The following is a 26192-nucleotide window of genomic DNA, read 5'->3' as shown; positions in this document are numbered from 1 at the left end:
ATCGTAATGAAAATCATTTAGTCTTTTTTCTCTTTGTTAGAGTAAAGATGCTAACTAAAATAAGAACAATTAAAATGACCCCAACAATTAGTAAGGGTGTTGATGAAGATTTTTCTTCATCTACGGTATCTGTCGCCTGTGTAGTTGGTTCTACCACTGGTTCTTCAGTAACTTCAGTTTCCTCAACGGCTTCGGCAACAGGTACATCAACAGTAAAAGAAAATGCTCCAGTTAACGGGTGACCGTCTTGGCTAATACTATTCCATTCGACTTTGTATGTGTCATTTGGAAGGGGTGCTGATAGTTGGCCAGTTAATACACCGTCTTTTACAGTAGTAGAATCGATTGCCATTTCAGTGCCATCGCTTGCTAATACTTTAAAAATACTGCCTTCTTCAATTTTTCCAGAATACGTTAAGCTGATCGTTTGGAGCTCGGTTGTCACCGTTGAACCATCTTCTGGATTGGTAGATTCTAATAATGTATGTGCTGCAGCATTCGGTACGAAAAGTAAAAATACTGCAAGAATCGATAATAAAAAAGGTTTCATAATAGTCGATTCTCCTTTCGTTTCGATATTTATTCATTCCCTATTGTATCGGAAAATAACAGTTTTTTCACTGTTTTGATAGTAGAAATCCAGGGTTTCGGTCGTTTAAGTGCGATAATTGAAAAATTGTGCGATAAATTTAACATGAATTATATTATAATAATATTTAAAATATTCAGTTTCATGAGTGTGTTGAACATGGTAAACGTAAGAATAGCGAACGTAGCAGATGCAGAACAAATCGTAGAAGTGATGAAAAATGCCGAGGAATCAGGCTTTATGATGTTCTCGCCAGGTGAACGACAAATCAGTGCAGGGGGTTTCAGGAAGTATATTGAAAATTTAAAACAAAATCCAAAATCACAAATTTTTGTAGCATGTAACAATGAGCAAATCTTAGGCTACATAATGGTAGTCAATGAGCAGCCAGAACGTATTTCGCATCGTGCATATATCGTCATTGGCGTACATAGTGATAGTCGTGGAAAGGGAGTAGGCAAAGCTTTATTTACGGCTGTTACACAATGGGCAAAGGAAATGGATCTCCACCGTCTCGAACTAACGGTGATGGTGAAAAATGAAGATGCTGTACATTTATATAAAAAAATGGGCTTTGAAATTGAGGGCACGAAAAAGGATTCATTATTTGTTGATGGGCAGTTTGAAGATGAATATTATATGGCGAAAATATTATAGACGCAAAGAAAATTTATAAAAAGCGACTCATTTTCAGTGGAAATATTACTGAAAACAGGGTCGTTTTTTTGTACTTTAAACAGCTGTTTTTGAGGGATTCATAGGTATTTATAATTAGAAATAACGTATTGTAAATTGGTGCTAAAATAGATAATTTGTTCATTTTAAAGAATATAGTTATTTTAATAGAGAAAATAAAATGAACATAAAATTTTCAGAAAAATGTTGACAACGCTTTCATAACTGAATTATATTATTTTCATGAACACATTTAGGAGGAACTTTTAATGATTCAGTCTGTAGACAGGGCTATGAAGATTTTGGATTTTCTAAAAAACAATCCTAAAGGTTATGGTGTCACTGAAGTAGCAACACATTTACAAATTGCAAAGAGCTCTGCACATCGATTGTTAGCTACTCTCGTAGAACATAACTATGTTCAACAAACTGAAACCCAAGATTATATTTTAGGATTAAAGTTTATCGAAATGAACCAATACGTTACTTCGAATTTGGATATTTTATCGATTGCACATCCACTCATTGAGGAATTATGTCAAGAAATTGATGAAATTATCCATTTAGTTCAATTACGTGATTTCGAAGTTGTTTACATCGATAAAGTAGAAAATAATCAATCAATTCGGATTTATTCACAGATTGGCCGTACAGCACCACTTTACTGCACAGGTGTCGGTAAGGTAATTATGGCGTATCAGGAACCTCAATACATTGAAAATTATTTGAAGTTTCAGAAAGAATTTACACAATTCACACCATATACAGTAAAAAATAGTGGAGAACTGATGGAAAGATTACATCAAATTCGAAAAAATGGATTTGGTTACGATAACCAAGAACATGAATTAGATATTCGTTGTGTTGCAGCGCCAATTTTCGATTATCAAAATAAGGTTCAATTTGCGATCAGTGTGACTGGGCCAATTCAACGTATGACCGATGAAAAAGTTCGAAAATTAATTCCTTATGTGCTTGAATGCACACAACAAATTTCAAAAAAATTGGGATTCGTCCCAAAATAATTTTTTACACGGTTAATAGAACGGTGTTCCGCAATGAGGAACATTTTGTTTTTATTATATTTTAGGAATGCAGTTCCATAATACGGAACAAAATTAACTTAGGGGGAGATTATTGATGATTAAAAAACTATTAGGGGTAGTAGCATTAAGTTCTACTTTTATGTTAGCAGCATGTGGTTCAGACGGAGGTTCATCATCAAGTGAAGATTTTCCGAATAAGAACATTCAAATTTTAGTTCCTTACGCAGCAGGTGGCGGTACAGATACACTAGCTCGTCAATTTGCGGAACTTGCAAAAAATTCAGTAGGTAGCAGTGTTTCTGTTCAAAATGTTGAAGGTGGCGGTGGTGCTGTTGGTATGCAAAAAGGTACGAATGCCAAAAAAGATGGCTACACAGTAACCATGACTACGGTTGAATTATTAACTTTACCAAATTCAAATTTAGCACAATTTACGTACGAAGATTTTACTCCGGTTGCATTATTAAATAGTGATCCAGGTGCCATTACAGTAAAAGCGGATGCACCTTGGAATACAATTGAAGAATTTTTAGCAGAAGCAGATAAAACAAATTTAAAAATTGGTAACTCAGGTACAGGTGCAATTTGGCACTTAGCGGCAGCAGCTTTAGGAAAAGAAGTCGGAAAATCATTTAACTATATTCCATTTGAAGGTGCAGCTCCAGCAGTAACGGCCGTATTAGGTGGTCATATTGATGCCGTATCGGTTTCTCCAGCAGAAGTTATTAACCAAGTTAACGCAGGTGAGTTAAAAGTGTTAGCAGTTATGGCAGATGAACGTGTTGACTCGTTACCAGACGTACCAACATTTAAAGAAAAAGGCATTGATTTATCTATTGGTACTTGGAGAGGTTTAGCAGTACCAAAAGATACGCCAGAAGATATTGTGAAAACGTTAGAAGAAAAATTTGGTGAAGTTGCCAAAAGTGATGATTTTAAAGCACAAGTTGAAAAATTAAACTTAGGCTACAAATATATGAATACAGAGGAATTATACGCATTCTGGGAAGAACAAAATAAAGTTTTCGAAGAATTAATTCCAACTTTAAAGTTAAATTAGTTTGCCTTTAGACAAAGCAATTTCGCTTTGTCTATCTTTTAAAAGGGGTGTTTATTTTTGATAAATTCAAATCGAGTAATCAGTGTATTACTATTAATTATTTCAGGCTATGTGTGGTTTACTGCTAGTGGATATCCAGAGCAAACAGGGGCTGGACCAGGACCAGACTTCTTTCCACAAATGGCAGCAATTGTTTTGGCCTTATTAGCATTCATCTTATTTTTTCAAAAAGCAGAAAATGAAGAGGCAAGTGAAATTGATAAAATGGCATTTACAAAACAAGATATAAATCGATACATATTGATTTTTATCGCATTTATCATATTTATCATCATTTCACCATTTGTGGGCTTCTTTGTAAGCGCTACTCTTTTCATCATCGCATGGATGTTCTTAATGAAAGAAAGAAATTGGAAATTTGTTTTAATTTTATCAATCGGATTTTCACTTGTCATTACAGTTGTATTTGAATTTTTACTAGGGGTTCCCATTCCCCATGGATTTTTATATTAGAGGGGTGTAAGGATGGAACTATTATTAAACGGATTTGTTAACGTATTTAATCCCCTAACGATCGTGTTATTAATATTAGGTGTAATTGCAGGTATTATTATTGGATCGTTGCCAGGGTTAACTGCAACGATGGGTGTTGCGTTATTTTTACCATTTACATTTGGAATGGACGCTGTAACAGGCTTTTATTATTAGTAGGGGTTTACTTCGGTTCGATATACGGTGGATCAATCGCGGCAATTTTATTAAACACACCTGGTACACCAGCTTCAGCTGCTACTTCTATGGACGGCTATCAGATGACGGTCCAAGGAAAAGCAGGAAAAGCACTTGCAATTGCAGCCATAGCATCGGGTATTGGTGGCTTATTCAGTGTTGCAGTATTAATTTTAATTGCACCAGCATTAAGTAAAATTACACTGGGTTTTAGTTCACCTGAAATGTTCGGATTAGCGATATTTGGTTTAAGTATTATTTCTTCAATCTCTGGTAAATCGGTTATTAAAGGGTTAATTTCAGGATTTGTAGGAATCTTGATTTGTACAATTGGTTTAGACCCAATGACGAGTTATCCAAGGTTTACATTTGGCAGTGTTTCTATGATTTCAGGGATTTCATTCATCGCCATTATGATCGGTTTGTTTGCAGTTTCTGAGGCATTTTGTATGGTTGAAGAACGCTTAAAGCTGGGCGATAAAGCGAAGAAAGTCGTTGCCAATTATGCATTACCAAAATTACGTGAGTACAAACATTTAGTGCCCTCGTTTATACGTTCAAGTACGATTGGTACATTTATCGGAATTATTCCAGGTGCCGGTGCAGACGTAGCAGCATTCGTTTCTTATAACGAAGCAAAACGTTGGGCAAAAAAAGATGAAAAAGATTCATTTGGTAAAGGAAATCCAAAAGGTGTTGCCTCTGCGGAAGCAGCAAATAACGCCGTAACAGGTGGCTCAATGGTACCGCTATTAACATTAGGTATCCCAGGTGACTCTGTAACAGCGATTATGTTAGGAGCACTTGTTGTACAAGGAATTCAACCGGGACCACAAATATTCACGACAAGTGGACAACTTGTTTATACATTATTCGCAGGGATGATCATTGCCAACATTTTAATGGTGATTTTCGGTATTTCAGGAATTCGTCTTTTCACTAAGATTTTAAATGTACCAAAAGTAGGTTTAGCGCCTATTATCATTGTTATTTCAATGATTGGAGCATTTGCATTAAATAATAACTATTTCGATGTTTATGTGATGTTATTTGCCGGAATCGTTGGTTACTTCATGAAAAAATACGGTTTCCCAGCTTCACCATTAGTACTAGCGTTAATTTTAGGACCAATGGCAGAAAGCGAGCTTCGTCGTACATTAGTTATGTCTGAAGGCTCATACTCAGTATTTTTAGATCGACCAATTGCGATGGTATTAATCGTATTAGCAGCACTTACTCTATTCTTACCGATTATCGGTAAATTAATTAAGAAAAAAACGACAGCACAGTAAGGAGAGAGCAGATGTTTGACGTACTAACCATCGGAGAAACGATGATTTTATTAGAGCCTGTTGAAGAAGGTTCTTTAAAATATGTAGGGAATTTTAAAAAAAAATACGGTGGTGCTGAATCAAATGTTGCCATTGGTTTGACAAGATTAGGTTCAAAAGTAGGCTGGATTAGTGGTGTTCACGATGATCCATTAGGTGATTATTTAATTTCAAGTATTCGTGGTGAAGGAATCGACACATCAAAAATCGTGTACAAAGAAAATACAGAAAATGCGATGTATATTAAAGAACGCACAAGACCGGGTGTCAATTATGTTTACTATTATCGTACGGGCTCGGCAGCAAGTGAACTAACTTTCGAAGATTTAGATTTGGAATATTTAAAACAGACAAAAATGATTCATTTAACAGGAATCACACCGTTATTAAGTGACAACTGCTTAGAATTAGTACGTAAAGTGATGCGTTTTGCGAAAGAAAACAACGTCTTAATTTCATTTGATCCGAACATTAGACATAAATTAATGATTCGACGTGAGGATGCAAAAGAAGTGTTATTAGATTTATGTTTACAAGCGGATATTCTTTTACCAGGTTTAGATGAAGCAAAACTATTAACTGGTTTAGAAGATATTCAGGAGATTATGCACTATTTCCGAAAAAATGGCGTGAAATATACGGTCATTAAAGATGGTGAACACGGTGCGTATTATTTGGAAGAAGATGGTTCGGTAGGAAAAGTGGAAAGCTTTAAAGTGGATAATGTAGCCGACCCAATAGGTGCAGGAGATGGCTTTGCAGCTGGACTACTAAATGGTTTGTTAAATGGAAAATCGTTACAAGAAGCTGTAAAGCAAGGCTCATTAGTAGGCAGCTTTGTCGTGCAAGTAAAAGGCGATATTGAAGGTTTACCAACACTGAAAATGCTAGAAAGCTATCAAAAAGAATCAAATGATGTATTGAGATAAGGGGGATAATTTAGATGAGTGCAATCGATCAAATTATTGAATCAGGAATTGTAGCAGTTGTTCGCAAAATTGAGCCAAGTAAAGTGTATCAAACAATTGATGCATTAATCGAGGGTGGTGTTAAAGCCATCGAAGTCACATTGGATTCTGAAAATGCGCTAGAAGTCATTAACAATGTGCAAAAAAAATATGGCAACGAAATCGTCATAGGTGCCGGAACAGTGCTTGATCCAGAAGGTGCCTACAGTGCAATTTCGAATGGTGCACAATTCCTTTTTGCCCCAACTTTATGTGAAGATACTATTCGCGTAGCAAAACGATATAACAAAATCGCCATTCCGGGTGTTTTCACGCCAACAGAAATTTTAAAAGCATCTGAATATGGAGCAGATATCGTAAAAATATTCCCTGGTTCTGTACTTGGACCACAATTCATAAAAGATGTGAGAGGCCCCTTAGGTCATATCAAAATGATGCCAACAGGTGGGATTACATTAGAAAACTTAGGTTCATTCATTAAAGCAGGTGCAGTTGCAGTTGGTGTGGGTGGTTCATTATTAGACAAGAAATTGATTGCAAATGAAGACTGGCAAGGTTTAGCAAACTTAGCAAAGGCATTTGTAGATGAAGTGAAAAATTCTAGAAATTCATAGAATGTGATGTGGCGATATGTCCAAAATCAAAATATATATCCTGTTATTAATCGTCATGCTCTTCTGGGGGTTAAATCTAGTAGCATTAAAAGTACTTGTTTCGTATTTTAGCCCGTTTGTTATGACCGGCATAAGAATTTTTATTGCAGGTATTTGTGTACTAATCATATTAGCCGTTTTAAAAAAATTAGTGTTTCCACAAAAACAGCATTGGAAATGGATATTGATAGCTAGTATTTTAGGTGTCGTGCTCCATCATTTATTATTATCAATCGGACTTACAAAAACTACTGCTGTCAATGGCGGAATCATATTAGGGTTTAGTCCATTATTGACGGCGATATTAGCGTTGATTTTTGGATTTAATAAGTTTAATTTCATTTCATTTGCTGGGTTTATATTAGGTGCATTTGGTGTTTCCATCTCTGTTTTAAATGGTGGAAACATCGATGCGACCTTTTCATTTGGCGACCTTATGATTTTCCTTTCAATTCTTTCACAAGCCTTTAGTTTTTTAATCATTAAAAAGGTTTCGGAAAGCTTTGAGAGTGTGGTACTAACAGGTTACATGTTGTTAATCGGTTCGTTTATATTGATTGCGATTAGCTTAATTGTTGATCCATCAGGATTTACTGATTTTGTTGATGCACCAATCAAAGCCTATGTCATTTTAATCGGGTCGGCATTATTTGCAACAGCGATTGGTCATATGGTTTATAATTTCGCAATCTCCAAAATTGGACCAGCAGAAACCGCGATTTTTGGTAATTTTAACACCGTATTTGGCTTGATAGGCTCAGCAATTCTTTTAAATGAAGCGGTTACGTCTATTCAAATTGTAGGGTGTATTTGTATCATCATCGGGGTGTTATTTGGTACTGGAACGATTGAAGCGTTTGTGAAATCGAATTTTAGGAGGGTGTAAAAATGTTTTCATTACAAAATAAAGTAGCATTAGTAACAGGCTGTAGTCGGGGTATAGGCATGGAAATGGCCATCGCATTAGCAAAAGCGGGGGCAGATATCGTTGGTGTTAGTAAATCGTTGACACGTGAAAATTCCGAGCTAACGTCAATACTAGAACAGTTAGGACGAAAATTTTATACGTATCAATGCGATTTCTCAAATCGAGAAGATGTAGTCACATTTGCCAACAAAGTGAGTACGGAACATCAAATTGATATATTAGTAAACAATGCAGGAACAATTTACCGTGAGCCATCTGTTACACACAATATCGATCAGTGGGACAACATTCTAGAAACGAATCTTTCTTCACAATTCATTTTAAGTCAAGCAGTTGGCAAACAAATGGTGGAAAGAAAGAGCGGGAAAATTATTTTTACAGCGTCCTTATTAAGCTTCCAAGGTGGTTTGACTGTTCCGAGTTACGCCGCAAGTAAAGGCGCTATAAAACAGTTAACACATGCACTTGCAAATGAATGGGCGAAAGATAATGTGCAAGTGAATGCCATTGCTCCAGGTTATATTGCCACAGATAATACGTCAGCTTTACGAGAAGATCAATCTCGAAATGATTCGATTTTAGCGCGTATTCCTGCAGGTAGATGGGGAACTCCAGCTGATATTGGGGGAGCGGTTGTATTTTTAGCATCAGAAGCATCAAATTATGTGAACGGCATTGTACTACCGGTTGATGGTGGTTGGCTAGCTCGATAATAAGGGGGAATGAACATGTACACAGAATTGAAGGGGAAAGTCGTTTTAGTTACAGGTGCGAGTACAGGAATTGGGCAAGCAGTTGCCTTGAAATTTGCTGAGCAACAGGCAAAAATCGTTGTCAATTATAATTCCAATGAACAAAAAGCACAGGATTTAGTTAAACAAATTATTGAAAATGGCGGCGAAGCCATTGCGATTCAAGCAGATGTTACAAATCGCGAATCCGTGAATTCGTTAATCGCATCAACTGTACAACATTTCGGTTCTTTAGATATCCTTATTAATAACGCTGGTTCAATGGTAAGTCGTGTTCCATTTGAACAGCTTACAGAAGATGTATGGAATCAAGTTTATGACATCAACGTTAAATCCATTTATTATGTGACACAAGCAGCTTTACCACATTTAAAGGAAAGTGAAAGCGCAGCAATCGTCAATGTTGCTTCAGTAGCTGGCCGTAACGGTGGTGGGCCGGGTGCGATTCACTATGCATCAGCAAAAGGAGCGGTAATTACATTAACAAAAGGAATGTCGAAAGAGTTCATTCCATATGGTATTCGTGTAAATGGTGTAAACCCTGGCGTAATTGGTACACCTTTCCACGATAAATTCTCTCCTACGAACGTTCGTGAAGGATTTAGAAATACAATCCCAGTTGGCCGAGAAGGGACACCTGAAGAAGTGGCGAACATCATTGCATTTTTAGCATCTGATGAAGCTTCTTACATGTACGGCGAAATCGTTGAAATCAACGGCGCACAGCTTCTAGATTAATTGAAATTAGTTTGATGAAAACAAGGTATGGATATCAAAGTCCATACCTTGTTTTTTAGATTATTCCGCCGTTAATAGTCGCTCAAGTTCTTTTAATACAGCCCCGCAGTCCGTATCTTGTTGGAAAGCACCACTTGCACCGATACCTAATATAAATTATTAATTTCCTTTTAAATGAAAAAAATCAAACTTTCGTGCATTGAGAATCGTTTAATATGTAAAGAAAGGAGTCGTATTCTTGTTACCAATTCAGGACTTAAAAGAAATAATGAATCTATATACAGAACCTTTAATACGTTTAGCTTATTACTACGTAAAGGATCCCCAAGCAGCAGAGGATATTGTGCAAGAAGTATTCATAAAAATGTATCATGCTCAAAGTAATTATGAAGAACGTGGGGAACTAAAAGCGTACTTATATAAAGTGACAGCGAATAAAAGCAAGGATTACTTAAAAAGTTGGTCTTATAAGAGAGTACAACTACAACATAAAATTTCCACTTTGGGCAGTAAAATCGAATTGGACGAATTGGTTAGAAAAGATGAACAAACCCTAATAGGAGAAGCAATCCTTGAATTGCCATTAAAACAGAGAGAAGTACTCATTTATTACTATTTTAATGAGATGACGATTAGCGATATCGCAAGTATTTTATCTACTCCAGAAAGTACAATTAAAACGCGATTAAGAAGAGGGAAAGAGCTCTTAAAAAATAAACTGAAGGACGTTGAATGGGAGGTGCTTTTAAATGGATAACTATACACCAAATGAATTAAAAGACATAAAGACCATGAAGCAACGTGTGATGCAAAATGTCGTGCAAGAAATAGAAAACAACGCTCAAAAAACCAAATATAGATGGGGAGTTATCATGCTAGCTGGTATTTTAACAGTAAGTGCTATGCTTTTTTTATTAAACCAATTATTCATTGTCGATCAGCAGTCAGCAACTACCAATCCCTTTGACTTTACTGCACCTACATTTGAAGACAGACAAGGTTTATATTATCTTCATGGATTCACTTTAGGTGATTCAAAATTAAAAGTGGTGGAGCTCTTAGGGGGGGATTATACAACAGAATTTCATGAGGACGGTAGTGGTGCTGACCTAATTTTAGATTATAATGGCGATGCCAGATTTTACTTTTATCAAGAAAAATTACTTCTAATCTTACTTATGAACACAAATAAAGATGCGTTTGAGAAATTATATAATGATTACGATGGAAGTAAATTTACTACTTCCGATGGACAGCGTTACTTTTATTCAATCGAAACTTCTCAAGTATTAAAAGCAGAGTTTACACCAATGGAAACTTTGTACTTATCTCTATCACATGCCACTCCAGGGGAACTTCAGGATATTATAGAATATCTGAAACTTAAAGAAAATAAAGATTAGTTTAAAATGGAAACAAATGGTGTATGCTCATTGATAAAAATGAGAAAAATAAAAACACCTTTCATTGAAAAATGGACAGGACCCATCAAACAAGGTAGAGGTGTCTTTTATGGAAACAAGATATAGAGAAGGCTGTTACGGCTTGTCTGGCCATAAATTTACGCCCTTTGCCCAAAATCAGAATCGGTATTGATAGTAAATAAGAGAGCCTGCCCAGCCAATCATATGGATGATCAGTAAAAGCCCAAGCACCTGTGCAACTGAAAATTGAACACCACAAGCAAGTAAAACAAAAAAGATATAAATGGCCGCTAATGTTACTTTCCAGCCAGAAGCGAGTGCATTTTTTGTTATTTCTGCATTGCGTTCATCCAGACCTCTTTGCTCAGCTGCTTTTTTTCGTCCATACATCAGACCAAATAACCCTCCACTAATACCGAGTACAATTCCTACGATTCCCATTACGTTCATTGTTCTTCACTTCCTTCTTCAAAAATAAATACATCTTCAATCGTTTTGCCAAATAATTTTGAAATACGAAATGCTAATTCTAATGATGGATTATAGCGTCCGTTTTCAATGGAAATGATCGTTTGTCTAGATACGCCTAGGTTTTCAGAAAACTGTTCCTGTGTCCATCCCAATGACGTTCGCAACTCTTTAATATGATGTTTCATTACTCACCGCCTCGATGTAAAGGTGCCTTTACGTAAAGGTTACTTTACTTTTCTTGACATGTCAATATTTTCTAAAAATTTATGTGAAAAAGAAGAGGCGTAATGTAGTAAGTTAAATAACACATGAAATAGCTTATCAATGGGTTGCGATTGATAGCATAAATAGTTAAGTGGATGATGAAAAAGGCCGGCAGATTGATTTATGCAGCTTTTTATTCATAAAAAGTCCTAAAGACCAATACTTAGAAAACCCTTTGAAACTCTTGAAAAAGCCACAAAACGTTGATTTTCACAACATTTGTGGCTTTTTGGTGTGTTCCAAAACTTTTACTTAGGAACGTTATTTTTAAAAGTATTGAATATTTATTTAAGAATTTAAATTAGATAATAATTGCTCAATAACTTCTTGGTCTTCAGGATATTTATGAATTAATTTTGAAATTTCATAGCTATTCTTCCAAGAAATTTCTTCGATTTCTTCATCAGGGTCTTGATATTGAACTTTACCACCAGTTATTTCACATAAAAAATATTGTGTAATTACTTTATAATCTTTGATAATTGTTTTTTTAGTATGTAATTCTTTAACAATCTTAGCTTCATAACCAGTTTCTTCTGCAATTTCGCGTATGCAAGCTTCCCTTGAGGTTTCCCCAACTTCTACTCCACCTGAAGGAATGCTCCAACTATTGGAATCCTTTGTACGTATCATTAATACACGATTGTCTTTAATTATAATGGCTGATGCACCATTCCAAACCTTATATTGCATAATCTCGAGCTCCCATTTTGGTGGTCTAATTGAATCTTTCGTAATATAGCTTTTGGGTCGTCGTTTTTAATAACTGCCCACTATAGTTATCACTTATTATGATTCTTATAGCTTTTTTCATGAATGTAAACTTCACTTTCCATTCGTAACCAATTACCAAGAGCAGTTATAATTAGCACAAAAATCCCGAGTAAAATATAAGATATACTATAATGTCCTAAAAAAAATAAAACTAATCCAACAACTAGCAGTAATATCACAAAAATTATTGACCATATTTTTAATTTTCCTTTTTTCGTCATAATATCCCCCTTATTTAAATATTTATTTGTATTATTTTACCATAAAACTAAATTAATAATGTAAAGTATCTCAGGATCAGCTACATTAACAATTGAAAAAGGTCAGATTTCTTTTAAGGGGTTTCTTTAGAAAAATACGGGTTCAAAACGATAAGAATATGCACGACTTTATTCAGTAACAGCGATGATGCTACAATCCTTTAAAATCGTTTAAATCGTTGCCAGCACTTACTTTTATCAAAAGTGCATAAAACAACGTATAAACAATGCATCACACAAAAGCCCTAAACGCTGTTAAATCAACGTTTAGGGCTTTTACACGTATTCCCAAACTTTCATTTGGGAACGTTTATTGGGTTTATTTTGTATACTTTATAAATCGTTGTTACACAATAGTCACTCGTTCTCTTATTAAAAAGTGATACAAATTTTGTTCAGCCTTATAAGTTAGCTAATTTACTACTTTCCCTTTGGCATTTAATACTTTAATTTCATAAGAGTCAATTTGAGGTACTGAATTTAGTTCTTTAGATTGTAAGATTTTATTTATTGTTTCTTCAATATCCATTGCCAACTTTTGTGCTTTTTTACCTGAACCTTTTATTGATGTATAAATAGTAATGGATTTTTGAGAACTAGTAGTTATATTTTTAAATACGTCGTAATCTGCTTTAAGACCTTCATTTAAAGACTTTGTTATGAGTAAAAGTTCGTCGTCCATTTTTTTATGTTCTTCAGTCATAAAAGATAAATCCAATCTCATTACAATAACTGTATAGTCTTTTAATATGGAAGATTTAATTTCACTCTTTGCAATGGATTCAATATTTTCTTTTACTGAATTAAAATATTCCTCATTCTCCGAAACTTGTACCCTCAATTCTTTCGCTGAGGTCGAACCTACAGAAAACTTTAAATCCTCATATTTCTCATGAATTTTTTCCGTTACTGAGTTCAATATAGAATGAATTATTTTTTCTTCTTTAGTAAATGAAGGTTTTTGTTCCTCTTTATTTGCAACAGCAGTATTGTCCTCTAAAGGCTTATTTAACAGGCTAAATGATGTTATTCCCACTAGAAGTATTCCAATAATAATCAATATCCTTTTTAACATATAATCCCTCCGTTAAAAAGGTACGTCTTGTATACTTGAAAAATTCCAAAACAAGTTCCCAAAGTGGTGTTTGGGTGCATTTTTACTTTAATGGTGCAAATGTTTCTAAATCTAGCGAGACCGATGTTAGTTATTGTTCAGATGCCTAATCGCATGAACGGAATTTTCCTGAATGATTCCTGTTTCGATAAAGCCTAAAGAAGCGTATAATTCTTTCGCTACAAGATTATCTTTATGATAAAAAAGATCGATATATTGTGATTCCCCGTGCGGTAATTCTTCAATATGTGCAAGCATTTTTTCAAATGCAATTTTTCCATAGCCTTTATTCTGATAGCGTTTATCAATCATAAAATGCCAAACAAAATACGCTTTCTCCCCATAATACACTTCATTTTTAAATGATTCATGATCCGTCGTGTCATAAATATACATTAAAAATCCAATCATCGTATTGTCCGCATAAATGGCGAATGGGGAAGCAGGTATGCCATCTATGTTCAACATGTGAGCGTCTGCAAAGCATCTAAGGTTCGTCGTTCCTAGTATAAATTTTTTCTGCTCATCTTCAACATCTAGTGCAACTACTTCATCTATGTTTGTTCCATCTATTGCTCTTAATTCAATCATCTTGCTCGCTCCTTTTTCAGAAAAATACCTTCTAAGATAGAATAAACCAATTAATAACAATTAAATACAATAATAGTAAAAATAAAAAGGTGTAGTTATCGAATAACATTCCCAAACCGACGTTTGGTAACATTTCATGCCATTCAGAACAAGTGGATCGAACAGTCCTCTTTAAAATAATTTCTCACAGCGTCTCAGAGCGTTATTCTCTATAAAAACAGCAACAAACACTGATTTCACAGTGCTTGTCGCTGTTTGAAATGTTACCAAGCTTTCATTTGGGAACGCTATTTGTATGTATTTGCATAACTTACTAATGCTCCCATTTAGTACAATATTGTTACCCATTAAAAAACATACATTAAAATACATGAAACGAGAAAGACAGTAAAAAAGAATGGAAAATAATATGATTTTTCTTGTTGTGTTTTTTCTTTTCTTTCATAGCCTTTCCAACCAATAAATATACCTAAAAACATTCCTATAATGCTAACCTGTAAGATTGTCACTATATATTCAATTAAAGGTGTATATGTCGTTACATAACTACCATTTCCAACCTCTGTAACATCTTTATAATCGACAAACATAATGGAAAGAGCTAATCCCAGTAATAAGCCATAGATGCCTGATTTTCTTAATATACCTTCCATTAAATTATTCTCCTTTTACTCCAAACAGATATTAATTAATCTGCATATTTGCGTTAACTAATACTTTTCGACAATTAATATTGAAAACCCTTCAAAACAAGTTCCCAAGCTTGCACATTTGGGGATGTTTTCAATATTTATTTTGCATATTAAATAATATTGAATTAGAGTATTTCGATATTATAAATTAACTTTTAACAAATAATCCTTATAATATATATTATGTTATAATTTTACTTATATAACAAGGATGTACTAGTCCAATGGTAAACAAATAATCCGAGAAAATCCTAAACTATTTTATTAACAATAAGATAAACATGGATTTTCTCTTTTCAGCTTATAAACATTTAGAAATGAGGAAAATAAAACATGTTAAATAAATTGAGCGAGACTATTTATTATATGTCTAATCAAGATGAAAACGACCGACCAACATTAGGCCTGGTATGTGGCGACCAATATAGTTTAATAATAGACTGTGGTAACTCTACTCAGCATGCGAAGGATTTTTTACTAGAAATTGAGAAACTAAATGTACCCCCAGTTAAATATGTGGTCATTACCCATGCACATTGGGACCATTTCCTTGGCATGAATGAATTTGATGCAACGGTTATTGTGAATAGTCAAACAAACGAATTGTTAAAAGTATGGCAAAGTTACACATTTGGTGACAGTTCACTACAAACGTATTCGCAGACTAAATTGATGAGCGATAAGTGTATAGAGATTATACAAACAGAGATTCCAAATAGGGAAAATTTTAAGTTAAACTCTCCACATATAATCTTTGAAGAAACGTTAACTCTAGATTTAGGAAATAAAATTTGTGTACTTGAAAAAATCAACAGTACTCATTCAGATGACGCTACAATCATTTATATTCCTGATGAGAAAGTAATTTTTTTAGGTGATTGTGTATATGGTACAACGACAAATTCTTTATTCCATTATAAAAAATCTTTATTATTACCAATGATTGAAGCTGTTCAAAAATACAATGCTGAAGCGTTCCTACTTGGTCATGAATCAATTTGTGACTTAGAGGAGATGCAAACCTTTTGGGGAGAGTTAAGAGCAGCAAGTGAAGCGGCCAAATCTTCTTCTTTAGAAAATGCAATAGAGTCCTTCAAGCTAGAGAATAAAAGAAATCCAAATGATGATGAGTTATTTTATATAAAAGCATTTGTAAATGACCATATTATTCAATCACTTTAATTTGATAAAAATATGAATTATAAGAACCAATCGTCACTTAATAAATTGACGATTGGTTCTTTTTAAATTAATCAAAAAAAAGTACTCCCTAATTTACTTGTAATTTAGTTTAAGACAGACGTTCCCAAAGCGATGTTGCTTTGGGGACTTTCTAAAATTGAGAATACAGGAAAATATAGTAAAATATAAATATTATGAAGAGAAGGGGTGTTTTTATTGGAACAAAGTATATCAAAAGTCTACATACCACCAAAACACATTGTTTCCGCAGCAACGATTGTACTTAATGATAAAAGAGAAATTCTATTAATCAAAGGACCTTTGAGAGGCTGGGAGATGCCGGGAGGGCAAGTAGAAGAAGGTGAATCTTTAAAAGAAGCTGCTATTAGGGAAACAAAAGAGGAAACAGGTATAGATGTAGAAATAGTAAAGTTTTGTGGGATATTCCAAAATGTAAGGAAATCGATTTGTAATACACTTTTTTTAGCAAGACCTATTGGAGGTAAATTCACTACTTCATCCGAAAGTTTAGAAGTAGGATTTTTCCCGATTGATGAAGCTTTAAAAATGGTAACAGTGGGGAATTTCCGACAAAGAATTGAATGCTGTCTAGATGAGAGTAATCACCCTTTTTATATAGATTTTTAAAACTTTATTGCTTAGCTAGCGATAAGTATCAATATTAGCTAAAAAACGTTCCCAAATGAAAGCTTTGGAAATACGTGTAAAAGCCCTAAACGCTGATTTAACAGCGTTTAGGGCTTTCTGTGTGATGTCTGGACAAAAATTATAGGGGCTGTAGCTTTGACCATGTTATGAACAGTATTCCAAGCAATTGAAAAAGCCCGTAACCGTTAAAAATAAATGGTTACGGGCTTTTTTACAGTTTAATAACAGTAATGACGACTTACTTCTTTTCTTCTTTCAACTGCTCAATTTCTTGGTGCCTAAAGCGTGGTTTCAAGGAGATTTAAAATAATTTATTCAATAATTCTACTCGATTCGTGACACTTAATTTTTGGAAAATGTTATTTAGATGCTTTTTAACAGTATTAATTGAAATATATAATTCTTCTCCTATATGAGAATTTGTACATCCTATTTTCACCAATTCAATTATTTCCATTTCTCTTGAAGTTAGAGGGAACTTTGTTTCTTCATTACAATGTAGAAGTACTGAAGAAATAATTTGTGATAAGTAATTAAATCTTAGTACATCATGCCAGGTAAATTGATTAGAGTTTTCTTTACTAACAACTCCAATTGCCCCAATAATTTGTTCATCGTGCTTTAATGTTATAACCATTTCATCATAAAATCCGTACTTTAACATAAACCTTTTAAAGTATTCGGATTCCTCGTATTGCTCTTTTGTCACAACATCCATTAATTTCAAAGCGTTTCTTTTTTCAAATCGTTTTATATTTAAAGAGGGATATAAAAAATCTTGTATGTAAATATCATCTAGATACTCTGATAACATTTTATCTGAAATGTTATTGTTTAACGGATTTTTTAAATTCCCGTCTTTATCAGATAACCAAAATAATGTGTGTTTATAGTCAAAAATATTTTCTAATTCTTTTAAAACGATGCTTCTTGTTTTAGGTATTGATTTTGTAATCTGGGAAGCGAAGTGAATAATTTTTTCATAGTCTTTTATTGGTAATAAGGAACTCAAGAAATCCACCTCCTATCATAAAATTATACTTTAGTGTAATTTTATTCTTTCTAAAACAATATTATCATAGATATAACGTTTGAGAAAGGATGGGGAATAGATATGAAAAAAACAGCATTTATTAGTGACGAGAGTTTTTTCTGGCACGACACAGGGAATGGAGCATTATTTTTAACACCAGGAGGGTATGTTCAATCGGATGGACATGCTGAGAATCCTGAAACAAAACGTAGATTCAAAAATTTAATGGAGCGTAGCGGGTTATTTGAGCAGCTAGTAAAGCTTAAACCTAAATCAGCTACAGTAGAGCAAATTCAGTATTATCATACAAGTGAATACGTAAATAAAGTTAAGGATTTAAGTGACCTTGGTTTTGGTGATGCGGGTGAACTTGCTTTAGTTGGAAAGGGCTCCTATGAAATTGCTCTTCTTTCTGCGGGGGGCGCAATTACTGCGGTTGAAGCAGTTGTTAATGGAGAATGTGATAATGCTTATTCATTATCTAGACCACCAGGACATCATGCTGAAGCAGATTTAGGAATGGGTTTTTGTTTATTTAATAATGTAGCGATTGCTGCACATTATGCTAGAAAAGAACTTGGTTTAGAGCGCATTATGATTATAGATTGGGATGTACATCATGGTAATGGTACTGAGTCAGCTTTCTATAACGATCCAAATGTATTATTCATTTCTTTACATCAAGAAGGGTTATTTCCTGCTGGACGTGGCTTAATAGATGATGTTGGAGAAGGTGAAGGTAAAGGCTATACAATTAATATTCCTCTTCCGGCTGGTACCGGTAATGCGGGATATATGCATGCACTTGAAGAAATAGTTAAACCTGCAACAGAAAAATTCAAACCACAGCTTATCCTTATCTCTGCTGGTCAAGATGCTAGTATATTTGATCCTCTTGGAAGAATGATGATAACTGCGGATGGGTACAAAAAAATGACTGATTTTATGTTACAACTTGCAGATACTCATTGTGAGGGGAAATTAGTTGCTGTTCATGAAGGTGGATATAGCACTGCTTATGTACCATTCTGTTCACATGCAATTGTGGAGCAATTAAGTGGCATTAAAACAGATGTAGAAGATCCGTTTATCCATGCATTTAGTGGTGTTCCTTATGAAGAATTAACTAAGAGTCAAAAAGAACGTATTGAAGAGATAAAAAAAGTGCACCAATTATATAATTTTCAAGCTTAGGGATTAGACAAGTGAGTTTTGGTGTATAACCAACATTTTGCGCTTATCTTTACCGTTCAAAACGAATAACTTTACAGTATTCAATGTAAAGTTATTCGTTTTTTTATTTCTTATTTTTTATAGTATTTAATAGTAAATAAAGAAAGGCTGAATAGTACATTCCAAATGAGTCAGCTACTAGAATTAGGGTAGAATCCTACTAACAATGAGAGTACTGAGGTATCCGCCATCGAAGCTAGGCTTTATATTGAGCAGCGAGCATGATAGTCTCATTTTGCAGAGCCAACTACATTAAGCTTGCATCGTTTAGACCGCAATTTTACAGCAGAAGCACCAAATGAAAAGTGGACAACTGCTATTACAAAGTTTAAGTTATTTGGCGAGAAGCTTTATTTATCGCCTGTTTTAGATTTATTTAACAGTGAGATTATCACGTACACTATGGCTCAAGACCAACATTTTCACTTGTTTCAGACATGATAGATAAGGCCTTTAGAACGCTTGCCTGAGGATCATCAGCTATTGATGCATTCCGATCAGGGCTGGCATTATCAAATGAAGCAATATTGCCAAACGCTCCAAGCAAGAGGCATTGTGCAAAGTTTGTCACGTAAAGGCAACTGTTACGATAATTCAGTCATAGAGAATTCTTTGGGATACCGAAGTCAGTCTTCTCTAAGCTAAAGGATTGATAGTAAGGGCAGCTTCGATAATATTATGTAATTTTGTATCACCTTTTTTATTCGACATCTGAAAAGTTTTAAGTACCCGTTGTTTCACTAAAGGCTTGAATCATCACGATTAGTTCGTTTTTTTACTTTCATCTTAGTCTTTAAATTTAGTATAAACTCGCATCCAAAAGCTATTAATAATCCAATCCAAAAAATTACACCTGAAGTAAAAGGCTCACTTCCAGATATTAAAAAATAACTATAATTTATAAATAATAACAGCATATAAATGTAAAACCCAAGAATTGCTCCTTTTCTCCAATTTTTTTGCTCCAATTTAGAAGTCTTTCTGAAGAATTTCATTATTACCCTCCACATTAGTTATTGCTATAAAAGCAACCAGTTACACGTTTACTCTTCGATTCACACCTTTACTCTCTTATAATTCTACAAAATCTTGTTATCACCTTCCAAAATAACCCCTATTCAATTGAATGGGGGTTGTTGGTTTCCTAACCTTAATTTAGGGAATAGGGTCACTAAATATTACCTTCTGTTTTTTCGATTTCTGAAACAATATTTCTAAGTTTTTTTAAATAATTTTGTTTAATCCAGCTACCAAATGCATCTTCGTTGTTAAAACCTTTTTCAACTAGTATTGTATTGAACCTTATTAAATCTGATTTCATTTCTTCAACGGTTTCTGCTGAAAGATTGGATTTAGAAATAGAAGAATATCTTATTAAGTAGTTACTTAACTTCAAAAGTATTTCAGAATCAGCTTTGTCTATGGTTTTACTCGTTTCACCTATGTTGAGAGCATGCATAGTTCCAAAACCTGTAGCTTCTAATTGTTTCGAAAGTAAGGCTAAATCAGACCAATTTTCGTTTTCCTGTTTAGAAATAATTTCGTGTAATTCAAATAAATTATCGATTGCGCTTGTTTTAAGTGTCCGTTCGGTCATACTGTTCATCTGAATAACAGACATTACAACAATAGAAATTAGGACAATATTTAAAAATATTGAAGCTGAAATTAATAGTTTATGCTTTTTATTCAATACTATCACTCCTAAGACGTGACCCCTTGTATAACTCAAACAATCCAACGAATAAAAGATTTATTTTAATTTGAAGGAGGTTTTGTTAAACCCATTTATCATAATGATAGACGGTATTGACCAGGTCCATTATGGTTGTATAACAGTTCTAATTGAGGCTTCAATAATTTGCGAAGGGTAATCCGTACCTTAAACCTAGTGCTTTTGTAGATTCTGCAATTCGATTCGATTGATTGTTAAAATAATAGAATAAACCTATAAAAATTAGAATACCTAACAATATAAACTTAAAAGCCTGTGCTGTTATCAAAAGGCGTAGCTTTTCCGTTAACTAACACATTAATTGTGTCATATTCTGCATCACCACTAGTCAGTTTATATACATGCTGTTTTAACTCATTATTTTCTTGATTCTCACTATCTAATTTTATGTTTAATATGTTCTCTATCACTTCAAGATCGGCTGTAACTGTTCCTGTAGATTGAAAAATAATATAGGTGTTCTTTTTACCATCACTAATCCGTTGCAGTGTGTAATCAGAGTTAATTGCATCTTGTACTTTATTAGGAACACTTTGAATTTCACTAATACTCAATTTTGATGAATTACAAGCTGCTAATATCAATGTGAAAAATAGTATTAAACAAAATAATTTTTTCAATTAAATTTTCTCCTGCCTTTTTAATCGTTATAAGTCATTATTCAATTTGCTTATATAGAAAACCTTCCAAGCGATGTTGAAGTACCCCTAAAAGACAGAGAAATTCCTCTGTCCTATTTTAAAAACCAGACATTTATATCATAAATAATTCCAAAGTTACCATATAACTGGTTCACCACCGTAACATGGGGTTGATTATTGTTTTATCAGTTTGTCTAGCTATTGTCGGGCTACGGCATGACAGCATTATGGCCACGTGGTACGTGTCCATACTACTGTCTTTAATGCCGCATGCAAGGCCCTCCAATACAAAGTGTCATTCATTTAACCTGGTTAAATGCGTCTGATAATGCCGCTTGCGCTATCGCGAGGCGGCGGGGATTGATCAAGTTTATCTCTAAGTGAATTTTGAATTCTATTTCGTTATTGAAATGAAAGTGAATGCCATGGTTTCAGTTATGATGAACACTCTTTCATTTAAACTATTTTCACGTTTATAAAAGATACTTTATCGAATAAGCCTTATCTAAAACACCTTATTAGAAAAAAATTTTATTCCAAAATAGAGTGCCGCGAAGCGCAGGGGGCGACCCCTTGGGGATTAAGCGTGCGCGGAATATCCACTTGTTGCTTGCCGCCGTAGAGGCAAGTAACAAGTTAGATGGAGCCACGCCCCCAGGAAAGCGTCCCTCGAAGCGTAGCAGAACGGACTAGATTAAAAAGGAATCACTTTGAATCCTAATATTATGTCATCCCCAACTTATGGTGATGAGCCAGATAACTAACAGAAAGTCCAATCAAAACAATGCAGCATGCCTCAATTTTAATGGTCATGTGGATGTCATGAATGAATATAGAAGAATGGACAGATATGGTAAGCAAACACCAATGGAATTAAAGCTAGCTCAATGATTTTTGTCCAGTTCAGTGTTGAAATTCCAATCTATTAGATAAGAAAGCAGGTGCAGCCATTAATAAGGGTGCACCTGCTTATATAGATTAAGAAAGTAATTTTAGTTTAAATTAGTTAACAAGATTTCCCCATTTATCATCATCATTTAATATATTTATTACTCATCAGCACATCTTGAAGCAGCTCAGTCGGAATTTCAACCGTTACGAGCCCCATAAAGCCTGGTGCTATTTCATATACATCAAAGGACATCACAAGTTTTCCTGCTTCGGTAATATAGAAGTTTTGCTCAGGTGAAATGCTTTCAAATACCCCAAATGATTCGTCATGCCACTCTGTACCACCTATCCAGTACATTTCATCACCGTTTGCTTCAATCATTCTATTACGCAGTTCATCTTCTACATAGCGACTAATAATTTCTACGTAACGATCATCTTTAAACAGACTCGGTAATGTAATGACCGTTTCAGCCTTTTTATCAATCGTCGTATACTTCATAACAGTAGAACGAGATACGACAATGACTTCTACATAGCGACCAAATGACAATATGTCGTCGGTATCGGTTTCGATAATATAGCCGCTATTTACTGACATATTTCCAGCTTCCATTTCCTCTATATCCACCTTAAACTGCTCATATAGTGCCTTGCCTTCCTCGGCGTATTTTTCGTTCAATGCATTAATGTCAGCAGATGAGCCCGAAATTTGAGGCACTTTAATGTCTGCTGTATATTCATCTTCCACCATCTCATAATTGGTAAATGTAAGCACCTGCACGATTGGTCCAATCACTGGTACATCTGCTAAATTTTTCGCCATTGCTGGACTTGTATTTAGCCCAACTGTGAACAGCACTGCTGCAGCCGCCGCAGATGTTAAAAAAATCGGTAGTTTGCGTTTCTTCTTTTGAGGTCGTTGTAAATTTTTTTCAATCATCATTTCTAGCTCATCAGGAATTGGTACATCCTTATATTGATCCTGTAATTTTTTTAACTTGTCATCCATTGACCAAATCCTCCTCCATCTCTAGCTCAATTTTTAACAGCTTTAATGCTTTATAAAGCCTAGATTTCGCTGTGCTTAATGGAATCGTCAAAATGTGTGCGACGTCTTCGATTTTCAAATCCTCAAAATAACGTAGCACAACGACCTCACGTAATTGTAGAGGTAAATGTTGCAATGCCTGCTGTAAATCAAGATTGCGGTATGTATCTTGCTCTGATAATTGAAGGAGGGCATCGTCTCCAATGAGTTCGACACGCTTTTGCTTACGCAGTAAATCAATCGCCGTGCGTACTAAAATTGTATAAAACCAGCTTTTCATTTGCTCACGATTTGTCAGCTTTTTCAGCGCGAGCCAACCTTTTTGAATACTGTCTTGCACGACATCAAGCGCATCTTGCTCGTTTTTTGTGTAGCTATATGCGAGTCTATATAGCGACTTTTGGTGCGTGCGAATAAATGTAATAAATGCATCTTCTAATTCTTCAATCATTCCTTGAAGCTCCTTTTTTATTCTGTCGACAATTATAAGACGGGTGGAAGGGGACGAAAAGTTTAAAGGGGTGGAAAATCTTTTCATAAAAATAGCATTTGCTCACGTTCATGCTTTTAGTATTTTTTAATTATTATCTAATAAATTTGTAAAAAAACAATAAGTTATTTTATTAGATTATTCAGAATATGGAAACCTTTATTTTTTTCTATTTACTTTAATTTGAATCTGTTGTATTATTCTAAATAATTTAAAAGATTGCAATGATTGGAAGTAATAAGGAACACTTATTGTATAGAGAGCTGTTGGTTGGTGAAAAACAGTCAGTAAATTCCCGAACTCGTCCAGGAGTATTTATACTGAATTTAAGTAGGTATAGACGGCAACTACCGTTATAGTTTAAGTGAGTTAATTTAAATATTAACTAATTAGAGTGGTACCGCGAATTGAACTTCGTCTCTTTGTTGAGACGGAGTTTTTTTATTTTTAATGTGCTAATCGAAAGGAGAAAAATTTTATGAACAATTGTTTTATTTGTAACAAACACGCTGGAAATATTCAAACAGCAGGAGCTATGATTTATGAGGACGAATATGTTTTTGTTGGACATATTGATAGAAATGGTAATCCAAACTATCTTGGGCATATTATGATTGATTTAAAAAGACACGCTCCGACACTTGCTGATATGACGATGGAAGAAGCAAAAGCGTTTGGGGTTATTATAGCTAGGATTAGTAAAGCTCTAATGGGGTCAGAAAGTGCTGAACACATCTATTCCTTTGTTTCAGGAAATTCTGTTCCACATCTTCATATGCATCTAGTAGCTCGTTATCCAAATACGCCAAAAGAATATTGGGGACCATCCGAAGTTTACGATTGGAAAGATGCTCCTATGGGTGACAATAATGATGTTATTGAATTTTGTAATCGCCTTAAAACGTATCTAGTGGATAATCCATATGAATAATATTAGTAAAGATTTTAGTTGGGTTGGTAGCGAACAAGATTTTGTCGATAAACTAAGTGTTGTTCAACTCAATCATATTTTAGTTGGGCGTTATGGTGGTAATTCTGATGCAGGACAGTATAAGAACGAAGATGGGTGTTTAGTTTGGTACAATGAAAAGGAAGATTGGGAGTTCGTTATTATTCTTGATGCTCATAATACATCAGAGAGTGCAAAAATCATTTTAGAACAATTTAATAAGGAAAAATATCTTATTAAAAGTTTATTATCCTCATCGGCAATTCATCAAACTCTTAAAAGATTGGAAGATAAAATCTTAAATATGTTTCAATCTGAGGAGTTCTTATCTGTTTGTCGAGAAGTTAAAGGAGAAACTGCTTGTTTAATTGTGGTAAGGAAAGGCAAGTATGTTTGGTGGTTTTCTGTCGGTGACTGTATACTTTGTTTATTTCATCAAGAATTAGCAGCACTAGGTCAGTATCAATTAAATCAAAGACAATTTTATGAATGGGTAGGACAAGTTAATACTTTTGAACAAGAAGTTCCTTGCTACACTATTGGGAGAAGGGAATTAAGGCAAGGAGAAAATCGTCTGTTCCTTACAACCGATGGATTAATAGACCAAATGAGCCTTGGAAGTCGTTTTAATTAAACGCAACTTTATATTTTAATTACCGTCTTTCTATATAATTTAGATAGAATTGGATATAGGAGATATATATGAAAAATCTTAAGTTCAAAGAATATAGTACTTTGCTATGTGTGAAAATCAATTTATTTACAGCCCTTATACTATTCATATTATTTATTTGTTCGAAGTTATTTATGGAAAATTTTCAAAATGATGCTTTCTCTGTTGTAAAAGAATTAGACAACGCAGCAGGAGCGATGATAGCAATCGTTTTAGTCGGTGGATTAGTAGGGATTTTATTGATTAGTTGCTCAATATTAGTACCATTGATAATTCCGCTTTTCAGTAATTTTAGCGATAATTTAAAATCACTGATAGGTCTTGTGATTGTTAACTTTGGAATAGGATATTTTCTTTTCTCGAACTTTACTTTACAGCTGGCTTTATATTATTTATTACCTGCATCTGTCGGAATGTATTTTTCAATGTATGTCAGATATAGCAAACGGAAAAATACCGAAATGCCAGAGATGGATATATGAATTTTCACTCTAAAAAGGGCGCCATCCTCCAACAAGGATAAGCGCTCAATTTTCATTTAAGGACCATTTAGTTAAAAGAAAAACGATTATATCAGAAGATCGAG

The 26192-nt window shown here is 34.2% G+C and carries 31 protein-coding genes, 2 pseudogenes and 1 other annotated feature; of the genes and pseudogenes, 19 read left to right on the top strand and 14 right to left on the bottom strand.

What is annotated here, in order from left to right:
• Positions 1–13 precede the first annotated feature (13 nt).
• Positions 14–550, bottom strand: coding sequence for a copper resistance CopC family protein (locus tag DCE79_RS10285; protein WP_168214717.1), 537 nt, complete (start codon positions 548–550; stop codon positions 14–16).
• Positions 551–748: 198 nt separating this feature from the next.
• Between DCE79_RS10285 and DCE79_RS10280 the strand changes: the two genes are divergently transcribed.
• From DCE79_RS10280 to DCE79_RS10225, 12 genes and pseudogenes are all read left to right on the top strand, one after another.
• Positions 749–1246 (top strand): GNAT family N-acetyltransferase, encoded by a 498-nt coding sequence (locus DCE79_RS10280; protein WP_199912272.1) that lies wholly within the window; start codon positions 749–751, stop codon positions 1244–1246.
• A gap of 287 nt (positions 1247–1533) precedes the next feature.
• Positions 1534–2289, top strand: coding sequence for an IclR family transcriptional regulator (locus tag DCE79_RS10275; RefSeq protein ID WP_108712967.1), 756 nt, complete (start codon positions 1534–1536; stop codon positions 2287–2289).
• A gap of 115 nt (positions 2290–2404) precedes the next feature.
• Complete coding sequence (locus DCE79_RS10270) at positions 2405–3370, top strand: tripartite tricarboxylate transporter substrate binding protein (protein WP_108712966.1); 966 nt, start codon at positions 2405–2407, stop codon at positions 3368–3370.
• Between the two features lie 57 nt (positions 3371–3427).
• Positions 3428–3883 carry a tripartite tricarboxylate transporter TctB family protein gene (locus tag DCE79_RS10265; RefSeq protein ID WP_108712965.1) on the top strand — a complete coding sequence of 152 codons (456 nt, stop codon included), beginning with the start codon at positions 3428–3430 and terminating at the stop codon, positions 3881–3883.
• Positions 3884–3895: 12 nt separating this feature from the next.
• Positions 3896–5391, top strand: a pseudogene (locus DCE79_RS10260) (tripartite tricarboxylate transporter permease).
• A gap of 11 nt (positions 5392–5402) precedes the next feature.
• On the top strand, positions 5403–6359 hold the full coding sequence (locus tag DCE79_RS10255; protein WP_108712964.1) for a sugar kinase: 957 nt from the start codon (positions 5403–5405) through the stop codon (positions 6357–6359).
• 14 nt (positions 6360–6373) lie between these two features.
• The gene (locus DCE79_RS10250) at positions 6374–7012 is read left to right on the top strand and encodes a bifunctional 4-hydroxy-2-oxoglutarate aldolase/2-dehydro-3-deoxy-phosphogluconate aldolase (protein WP_108712963.1); all 639 of its coding nucleotides are present in this window, start codon (positions 6374–6376) and stop codon (positions 7010–7012) included.
• A 16-nt stretch (positions 7013–7028) separates the two neighbouring features.
• Complete coding sequence (locus DCE79_RS10245; RefSeq protein ID WP_108712962.1) at positions 7029–7937, top strand: DMT family transporter; 909 nt, start codon at positions 7029–7031, stop codon at positions 7935–7937.
• Between the two features lie 2 nt (positions 7938–7939).
• Positions 7940–8692 carry an SDR family oxidoreductase gene (locus DCE79_RS10240; RefSeq protein WP_108712961.1) on the top strand — a complete coding sequence of 251 codons (753 nt, stop codon included), beginning with the start codon at positions 7940–7942 and terminating at the stop codon, positions 8690–8692.
• 15 nt (positions 8693–8707) lie between these two features.
• Positions 8708–9469: an SDR family NAD(P)-dependent oxidoreductase gene (locus tag DCE79_RS10235; protein WP_108712960.1), complete on the top strand. Its 762-nt coding sequence runs from the start codon at positions 8708–8710 to the stop codon at positions 9467–9469.
• Between the two features lie 238 nt (positions 9470–9707).
• Positions 9708–10226, top strand: coding sequence for a sigma-70 family RNA polymerase sigma factor (locus tag DCE79_RS10230; protein ID WP_234417240.1), 519 nt, complete (start codon positions 9708–9710; stop codon positions 10224–10226).
• On the top strand, positions 10219–10872 hold the full coding sequence (locus DCE79_RS10225) for a hypothetical protein (protein WP_108712959.1): 654 nt from the start codon (positions 10219–10221) through the stop codon (positions 10870–10872). Before DCE79_RS10230 ends, DCE79_RS10225 begins: the two co-directional genes overlap by 8 nt.
• 177 nt (positions 10873–11049) lie before the next feature.
• Here the strand turns inward: DCE79_RS10225 and DCE79_RS10220 are convergent, their stop codons facing one another.
• The 7 genes from DCE79_RS10220 to DCE79_RS10190 all read right to left on the bottom strand — a co-directional run bounded on the left by DCE79_RS10220 (position 11050) and on the right by DCE79_RS10190 (position 15020).
• Entirely contained in the window at positions 11050–11343 is a 294-nt protein-coding gene (locus tag DCE79_RS10220; RefSeq protein ID WP_108712958.1) for a hypothetical protein, read from the bottom strand.
• Positions 11340–11549 carry a helix-turn-helix transcriptional regulator gene (locus DCE79_RS10215; protein WP_108712957.1) on the bottom strand — a complete coding sequence of 70 codons (210 nt, stop codon included), beginning with the start codon at positions 11547–11549 and terminating at the stop codon, positions 11340–11342. The genes DCE79_RS10220 and DCE79_RS10215 overlap by 4 nt, the downstream gene beginning before the upstream one ends.
• A 367-nt stretch (positions 11550–11916) precedes the next feature.
• On the bottom strand, positions 11917–12321 hold the full coding sequence (locus DCE79_RS10210) for an NUDIX hydrolase (protein ID WP_108712956.1): 405 nt from the start codon (positions 12319–12321) through the stop codon (positions 11917–11919).
• An 89-nt stretch (positions 12322–12410) separates the two neighbouring features.
• Positions 12411–12623: a hypothetical protein gene (locus tag DCE79_RS10205; protein ID WP_108712955.1), complete on the bottom strand. Its 213-nt coding sequence runs from the start codon at positions 12621–12623 to the stop codon at positions 12411–12413.
• 451 nt (positions 12624–13074) lie between these two features.
• A complete protein-coding gene (locus DCE79_RS10200; protein ID WP_108712954.1) occupies positions 13075–13737 on the bottom strand; it encodes a hypothetical protein in 663 nt (220 codons plus the stop codon).
• A 126-nt stretch (positions 13738–13863) separates the two neighbouring features.
• Positions 13864–14367, bottom strand: a complete 504-nt coding sequence (locus tag DCE79_RS10195) for a GNAT family N-acetyltransferase (RefSeq protein ID WP_108712953.1) — start codon at positions 14365–14367, stop codon at positions 13864–13866.
• A gap of 347 nt (positions 14368–14714) precedes the next feature.
• Complete coding sequence (locus DCE79_RS10190) at positions 14715–15020, bottom strand: hypothetical protein (RefSeq protein ID WP_108712952.1); 306 nt, start codon at positions 15018–15020, stop codon at positions 14715–14717.
• 405 nt (positions 15021–15425) lie between these two features.
• On the opposite strand from DCE79_RS10190, the gene DCE79_RS10185 reads away from it, so the two are divergent.
• Complete coding sequence (locus DCE79_RS10185) at positions 15426–16241, top strand: MBL fold metallo-hydrolase (RefSeq protein WP_234417239.1); 816 nt, start codon at positions 15426–15428, stop codon at positions 16239–16241.
• Between the two features lie 216 nt (positions 16242–16457).
• Positions 16458–16889, top strand: a complete 432-nt coding sequence (locus DCE79_RS10180; protein WP_108712950.1) for an NUDIX hydrolase — start codon at positions 16458–16460, stop codon at positions 16887–16889.
• A gap of 322 nt (positions 16890–17211) precedes the next feature.
• Here DCE79_RS10180 and DCE79_RS10175 read toward each other — a convergent pair whose 3' ends face one another.
• Positions 17212–17922, bottom strand: a complete 711-nt coding sequence (locus DCE79_RS10175) for a response regulator transcription factor (RefSeq protein ID WP_108712949.1) — start codon at positions 17920–17922, stop codon at positions 17212–17214.
• Positions 17923–18024: 102 nt separating this feature from the next.
• Here DCE79_RS10175 and DCE79_RS10170 point away from each other — a divergent pair, with 102 nt between their 5' ends.
• Both DCE79_RS10170 and DCE79_RS10165 read left to right on the top strand, forming a co-directional pair.
• On the top strand, positions 18025–19137 hold the full coding sequence (locus DCE79_RS10170) for a class II histone deacetylase (RefSeq protein WP_108712948.1): 1113 nt from the start codon (positions 18025–18027) through the stop codon (positions 19135–19137).
• A 306-nt stretch (positions 19138–19443) separates the two neighbouring features.
• Positions 19444–19826: pseudogene (locus tag DCE79_RS10165) on the top strand (DDE-type integrase/transposase/recombinase); the annotation flags it as partial.
• Between the two features lie 90 nt (positions 19827–19916).
• Here the strand turns inward: DCE79_RS10165 and DCE79_RS10160 are convergent.
• The 5 genes from DCE79_RS10160 to DCE79_RS10140 form a co-directional block, all read right to left on the bottom strand.
• Complete coding sequence (locus DCE79_RS10160) at positions 19917–20171, bottom strand: hypothetical protein (protein ID WP_108712947.1); 255 nt, start codon at positions 20169–20171, stop codon at positions 19917–19919.
• A 176-nt stretch (positions 20172–20347) separates the two neighbouring features.
• The gene (locus DCE79_RS10155) at positions 20348–20869 is read right to left on the bottom strand and encodes a hypothetical protein (protein WP_108712946.1); all 522 of its coding nucleotides are present in this window, start codon (positions 20867–20869) and stop codon (positions 20348–20350) included.
• 287 nt (positions 20870–21156) lie between these two features.
• Entirely contained in the window at positions 21157–21531 is a 375-nt protein-coding gene (locus DCE79_RS10150; protein WP_108712945.1) for a peptidylprolyl isomerase, read from the bottom strand.
• Positions 21532–22585: 1054 nt separating this feature from the next.
• Positions 22586–23455, bottom strand: coding sequence for an anti-sigma-V factor RsiV (locus DCE79_RS10145; protein ID WP_108712944.1), 870 nt, complete (start codon positions 23453–23455; stop codon positions 22586–22588).
• Entirely contained in the window at positions 23448–23945 is a 498-nt protein-coding gene (locus DCE79_RS10140; RefSeq protein WP_108712943.1) for an RNA polymerase sigma factor SigV, read from the bottom strand. The genes DCE79_RS10145 and DCE79_RS10140 overlap by 8 nt, the downstream gene beginning before the upstream one ends.
• Positions 23946–24199: 254 nt before the next feature.
• Positions 24200–24409, top strand: a binding site (T-box leader).
• 53 nt (positions 24410–24462) lie between these two features.
• Between DCE79_RS10140 and DCE79_RS10135 the strand changes: the two genes are divergently transcribed.
• From DCE79_RS10135 to DCE79_RS10125, 3 genes are all read left to right on the top strand, one after another.
• The gene (locus tag DCE79_RS10135; RefSeq protein WP_108712942.1) at positions 24463–24915 is read left to right on the top strand and encodes an HIT family protein; all 453 of its coding nucleotides are present in this window, start codon (positions 24463–24465) and stop codon (positions 24913–24915) included.
• The gene (locus DCE79_RS10130) at positions 24908–25567 is read left to right on the top strand and encodes a PP2C family serine/threonine-protein phosphatase (protein ID WP_108712941.1); all 660 of its coding nucleotides are present in this window, start codon (positions 24908–24910) and stop codon (positions 25565–25567) included. The genes DCE79_RS10135 and DCE79_RS10130 overlap by 8 nt, the downstream gene beginning before the upstream one ends.
• 68 nt (positions 25568–25635) lie before the next feature.
• Positions 25636–26088 carry a hypothetical protein gene (locus DCE79_RS10125; protein ID WP_108712940.1) on the top strand — a complete coding sequence of 151 codons (453 nt, stop codon included), beginning with the start codon at positions 25636–25638 and terminating at the stop codon, positions 26086–26088.
• Positions 26089–26192: the final 104 nt, after the last annotated feature.

The sequence above is a fragment of the Lysinibacillus sp. 2017 genome, assembly GCF_003073375.1.
In the GTDB taxonomy this organism is placed as follows: domain Bacteria; phylum Bacillota; class Bacilli; order Bacillales_A; family Planococcaceae; genus Solibacillus.
This window is presented reverse-complemented; position numbering and strand designations above follow the sequence as displayed.

Excerpts from the sequence above, each read along its gene's own strand:
- DCE79_RS10285 (WP_168214717.1), bottom strand. The coding sequence starts at position 550 with ATGAAACCTTTTTTATTATCGATTCTTGCAGTATTTTTACTTTTCGTA.
- DCE79_RS10280 (WP_199912272.1), top strand. The coding sequence starts at position 749 with ATGGTAAACGTAAGAATAGCGAACGTAGCAGATGCAGAACAAATCGTA.
- DCE79_RS10275 (WP_108712967.1), top strand. The coding sequence starts at position 1,534 with ATGATTCAGTCTGTAGACAGGGCTATGAAGATTTTGGATTTTCTAAAA.
- DCE79_RS10270 (WP_108712966.1), top strand. The coding sequence starts at position 2,405 with ATGATTAAAAAACTATTAGGGGTAGTAGCATTAAGTTCTACTTTTATG.
- DCE79_RS10255 (WP_108712964.1), top strand. The coding sequence starts at position 5,403 with ATGTTTGACGTACTAACCATCGGAGAAACGATGATTTTATTAGAGCCT.
- DCE79_RS10250 (WP_108712963.1), top strand. The coding sequence starts at position 6,374 with ATGAGTGCAATCGATCAAATTATTGAATCAGGAATTGTAGCAGTTGTT.
- DCE79_RS10245 (WP_108712962.1), top strand. The coding sequence starts at position 7,029 with ATGTCCAAAATCAAAATATATATCCTGTTATTAATCGTCATGCTCTTC.
- DCE79_RS10240 (WP_108712961.1), top strand. The coding sequence starts at position 7,940 with ATGTTTTCATTACAAAATAAAGTAGCATTAGTAACAGGCTGTAGTCGG.
- DCE79_RS10235 (WP_108712960.1), top strand. The coding sequence starts at position 8,708 with ATGTACACAGAATTGAAGGGGAAAGTCGTTTTAGTTACAGGTGCGAGT.
- DCE79_RS10225 (WP_108712959.1), top strand. The coding sequence starts at position 10,219 with ATGGATAACTATACACCAAATGAATTAAAAGACATAAAGACCATGAAG.
- DCE79_RS10220 (WP_108712958.1), bottom strand. The coding sequence starts at position 11,343 with ATGAACGTAATGGGAATCGTAGGAATTGTACTCGGTATTAGTGGAGGG.
- DCE79_RS10215 (WP_108712957.1), bottom strand. The coding sequence starts at position 11,549 with ATGAAACATCATATTAAAGAGTTGCGAACGTCATTGGGATGGACACAG.
- DCE79_RS10210 (WP_108712956.1), bottom strand. The coding sequence starts at position 12,321 with ATGCAATATAAGGTTTGGAATGGTGCATCAGCCATTATAATTAAAGAC.
- DCE79_RS10205 (WP_108712955.1), bottom strand. The coding sequence starts at position 12,623 with ATGACGAAAAAAGGAAAATTAAAAATATGGTCAATAATTTTTGTGATA.
- DCE79_RS10200 (WP_108712954.1), bottom strand. The coding sequence starts at position 13,737 with ATGTTAAAAAGGATATTGATTATTATTGGAATACTTCTAGTGGGAATA.
- DCE79_RS10195 (WP_108712953.1), bottom strand. The coding sequence starts at position 14,367 with ATGATTGAATTAAGAGCAATAGATGGAACAAACATAGATGAAGTAGTT.
- DCE79_RS10190 (WP_108712952.1), bottom strand. The coding sequence starts at position 15,020 with ATGGAAGGTATATTAAGAAAATCAGGCATCTATGGCTTATTACTGGGA.
- DCE79_RS10185 (WP_234417239.1), top strand. The coding sequence starts at position 15,426 with ATGTCTAATCAAGATGAAAACGACCGACCAACATTAGGCCTGGTATGT.
- DCE79_RS10170 (WP_108712948.1), top strand. The coding sequence starts at position 18,025 with ATGAAAAAAACAGCATTTATTAGTGACGAGAGTTTTTTCTGGCACGAC.
- DCE79_RS10160 (WP_108712947.1), bottom strand. The coding sequence starts at position 20,171 with ATGAAATTCTTCAGAAAGACTTCTAAATTGGAGCAAAAAAATTGGAGA.
- DCE79_RS10145 (WP_108712944.1), bottom strand. The coding sequence starts at position 23,455 with ATGGATGACAAGTTAAAAAAATTACAGGATCAATATAAGGATGTACCA.
- DCE79_RS10140 (WP_108712943.1), bottom strand. The coding sequence starts at position 23,945 with ATGATTGAAGAATTAGAAGATGCATTTATTACATTTATTCGCACGCAC.
- DCE79_RS10135 (WP_108712942.1), top strand. The coding sequence starts at position 24,463 with ATGAACAATTGTTTTATTTGTAACAAACACGCTGGAAATATTCAAACA.
- DCE79_RS10130 (WP_108712941.1), top strand. The coding sequence starts at position 24,908 with ATGAATAATATTAGTAAAGATTTTAGTTGGGTTGGTAGCGAACAAGAT.
- DCE79_RS10125 (WP_108712940.1), top strand. The coding sequence starts at position 25,636 with ATGAAAAATCTTAAGTTCAAAGAATATAGTACTTTGCTATGTGTGAAA.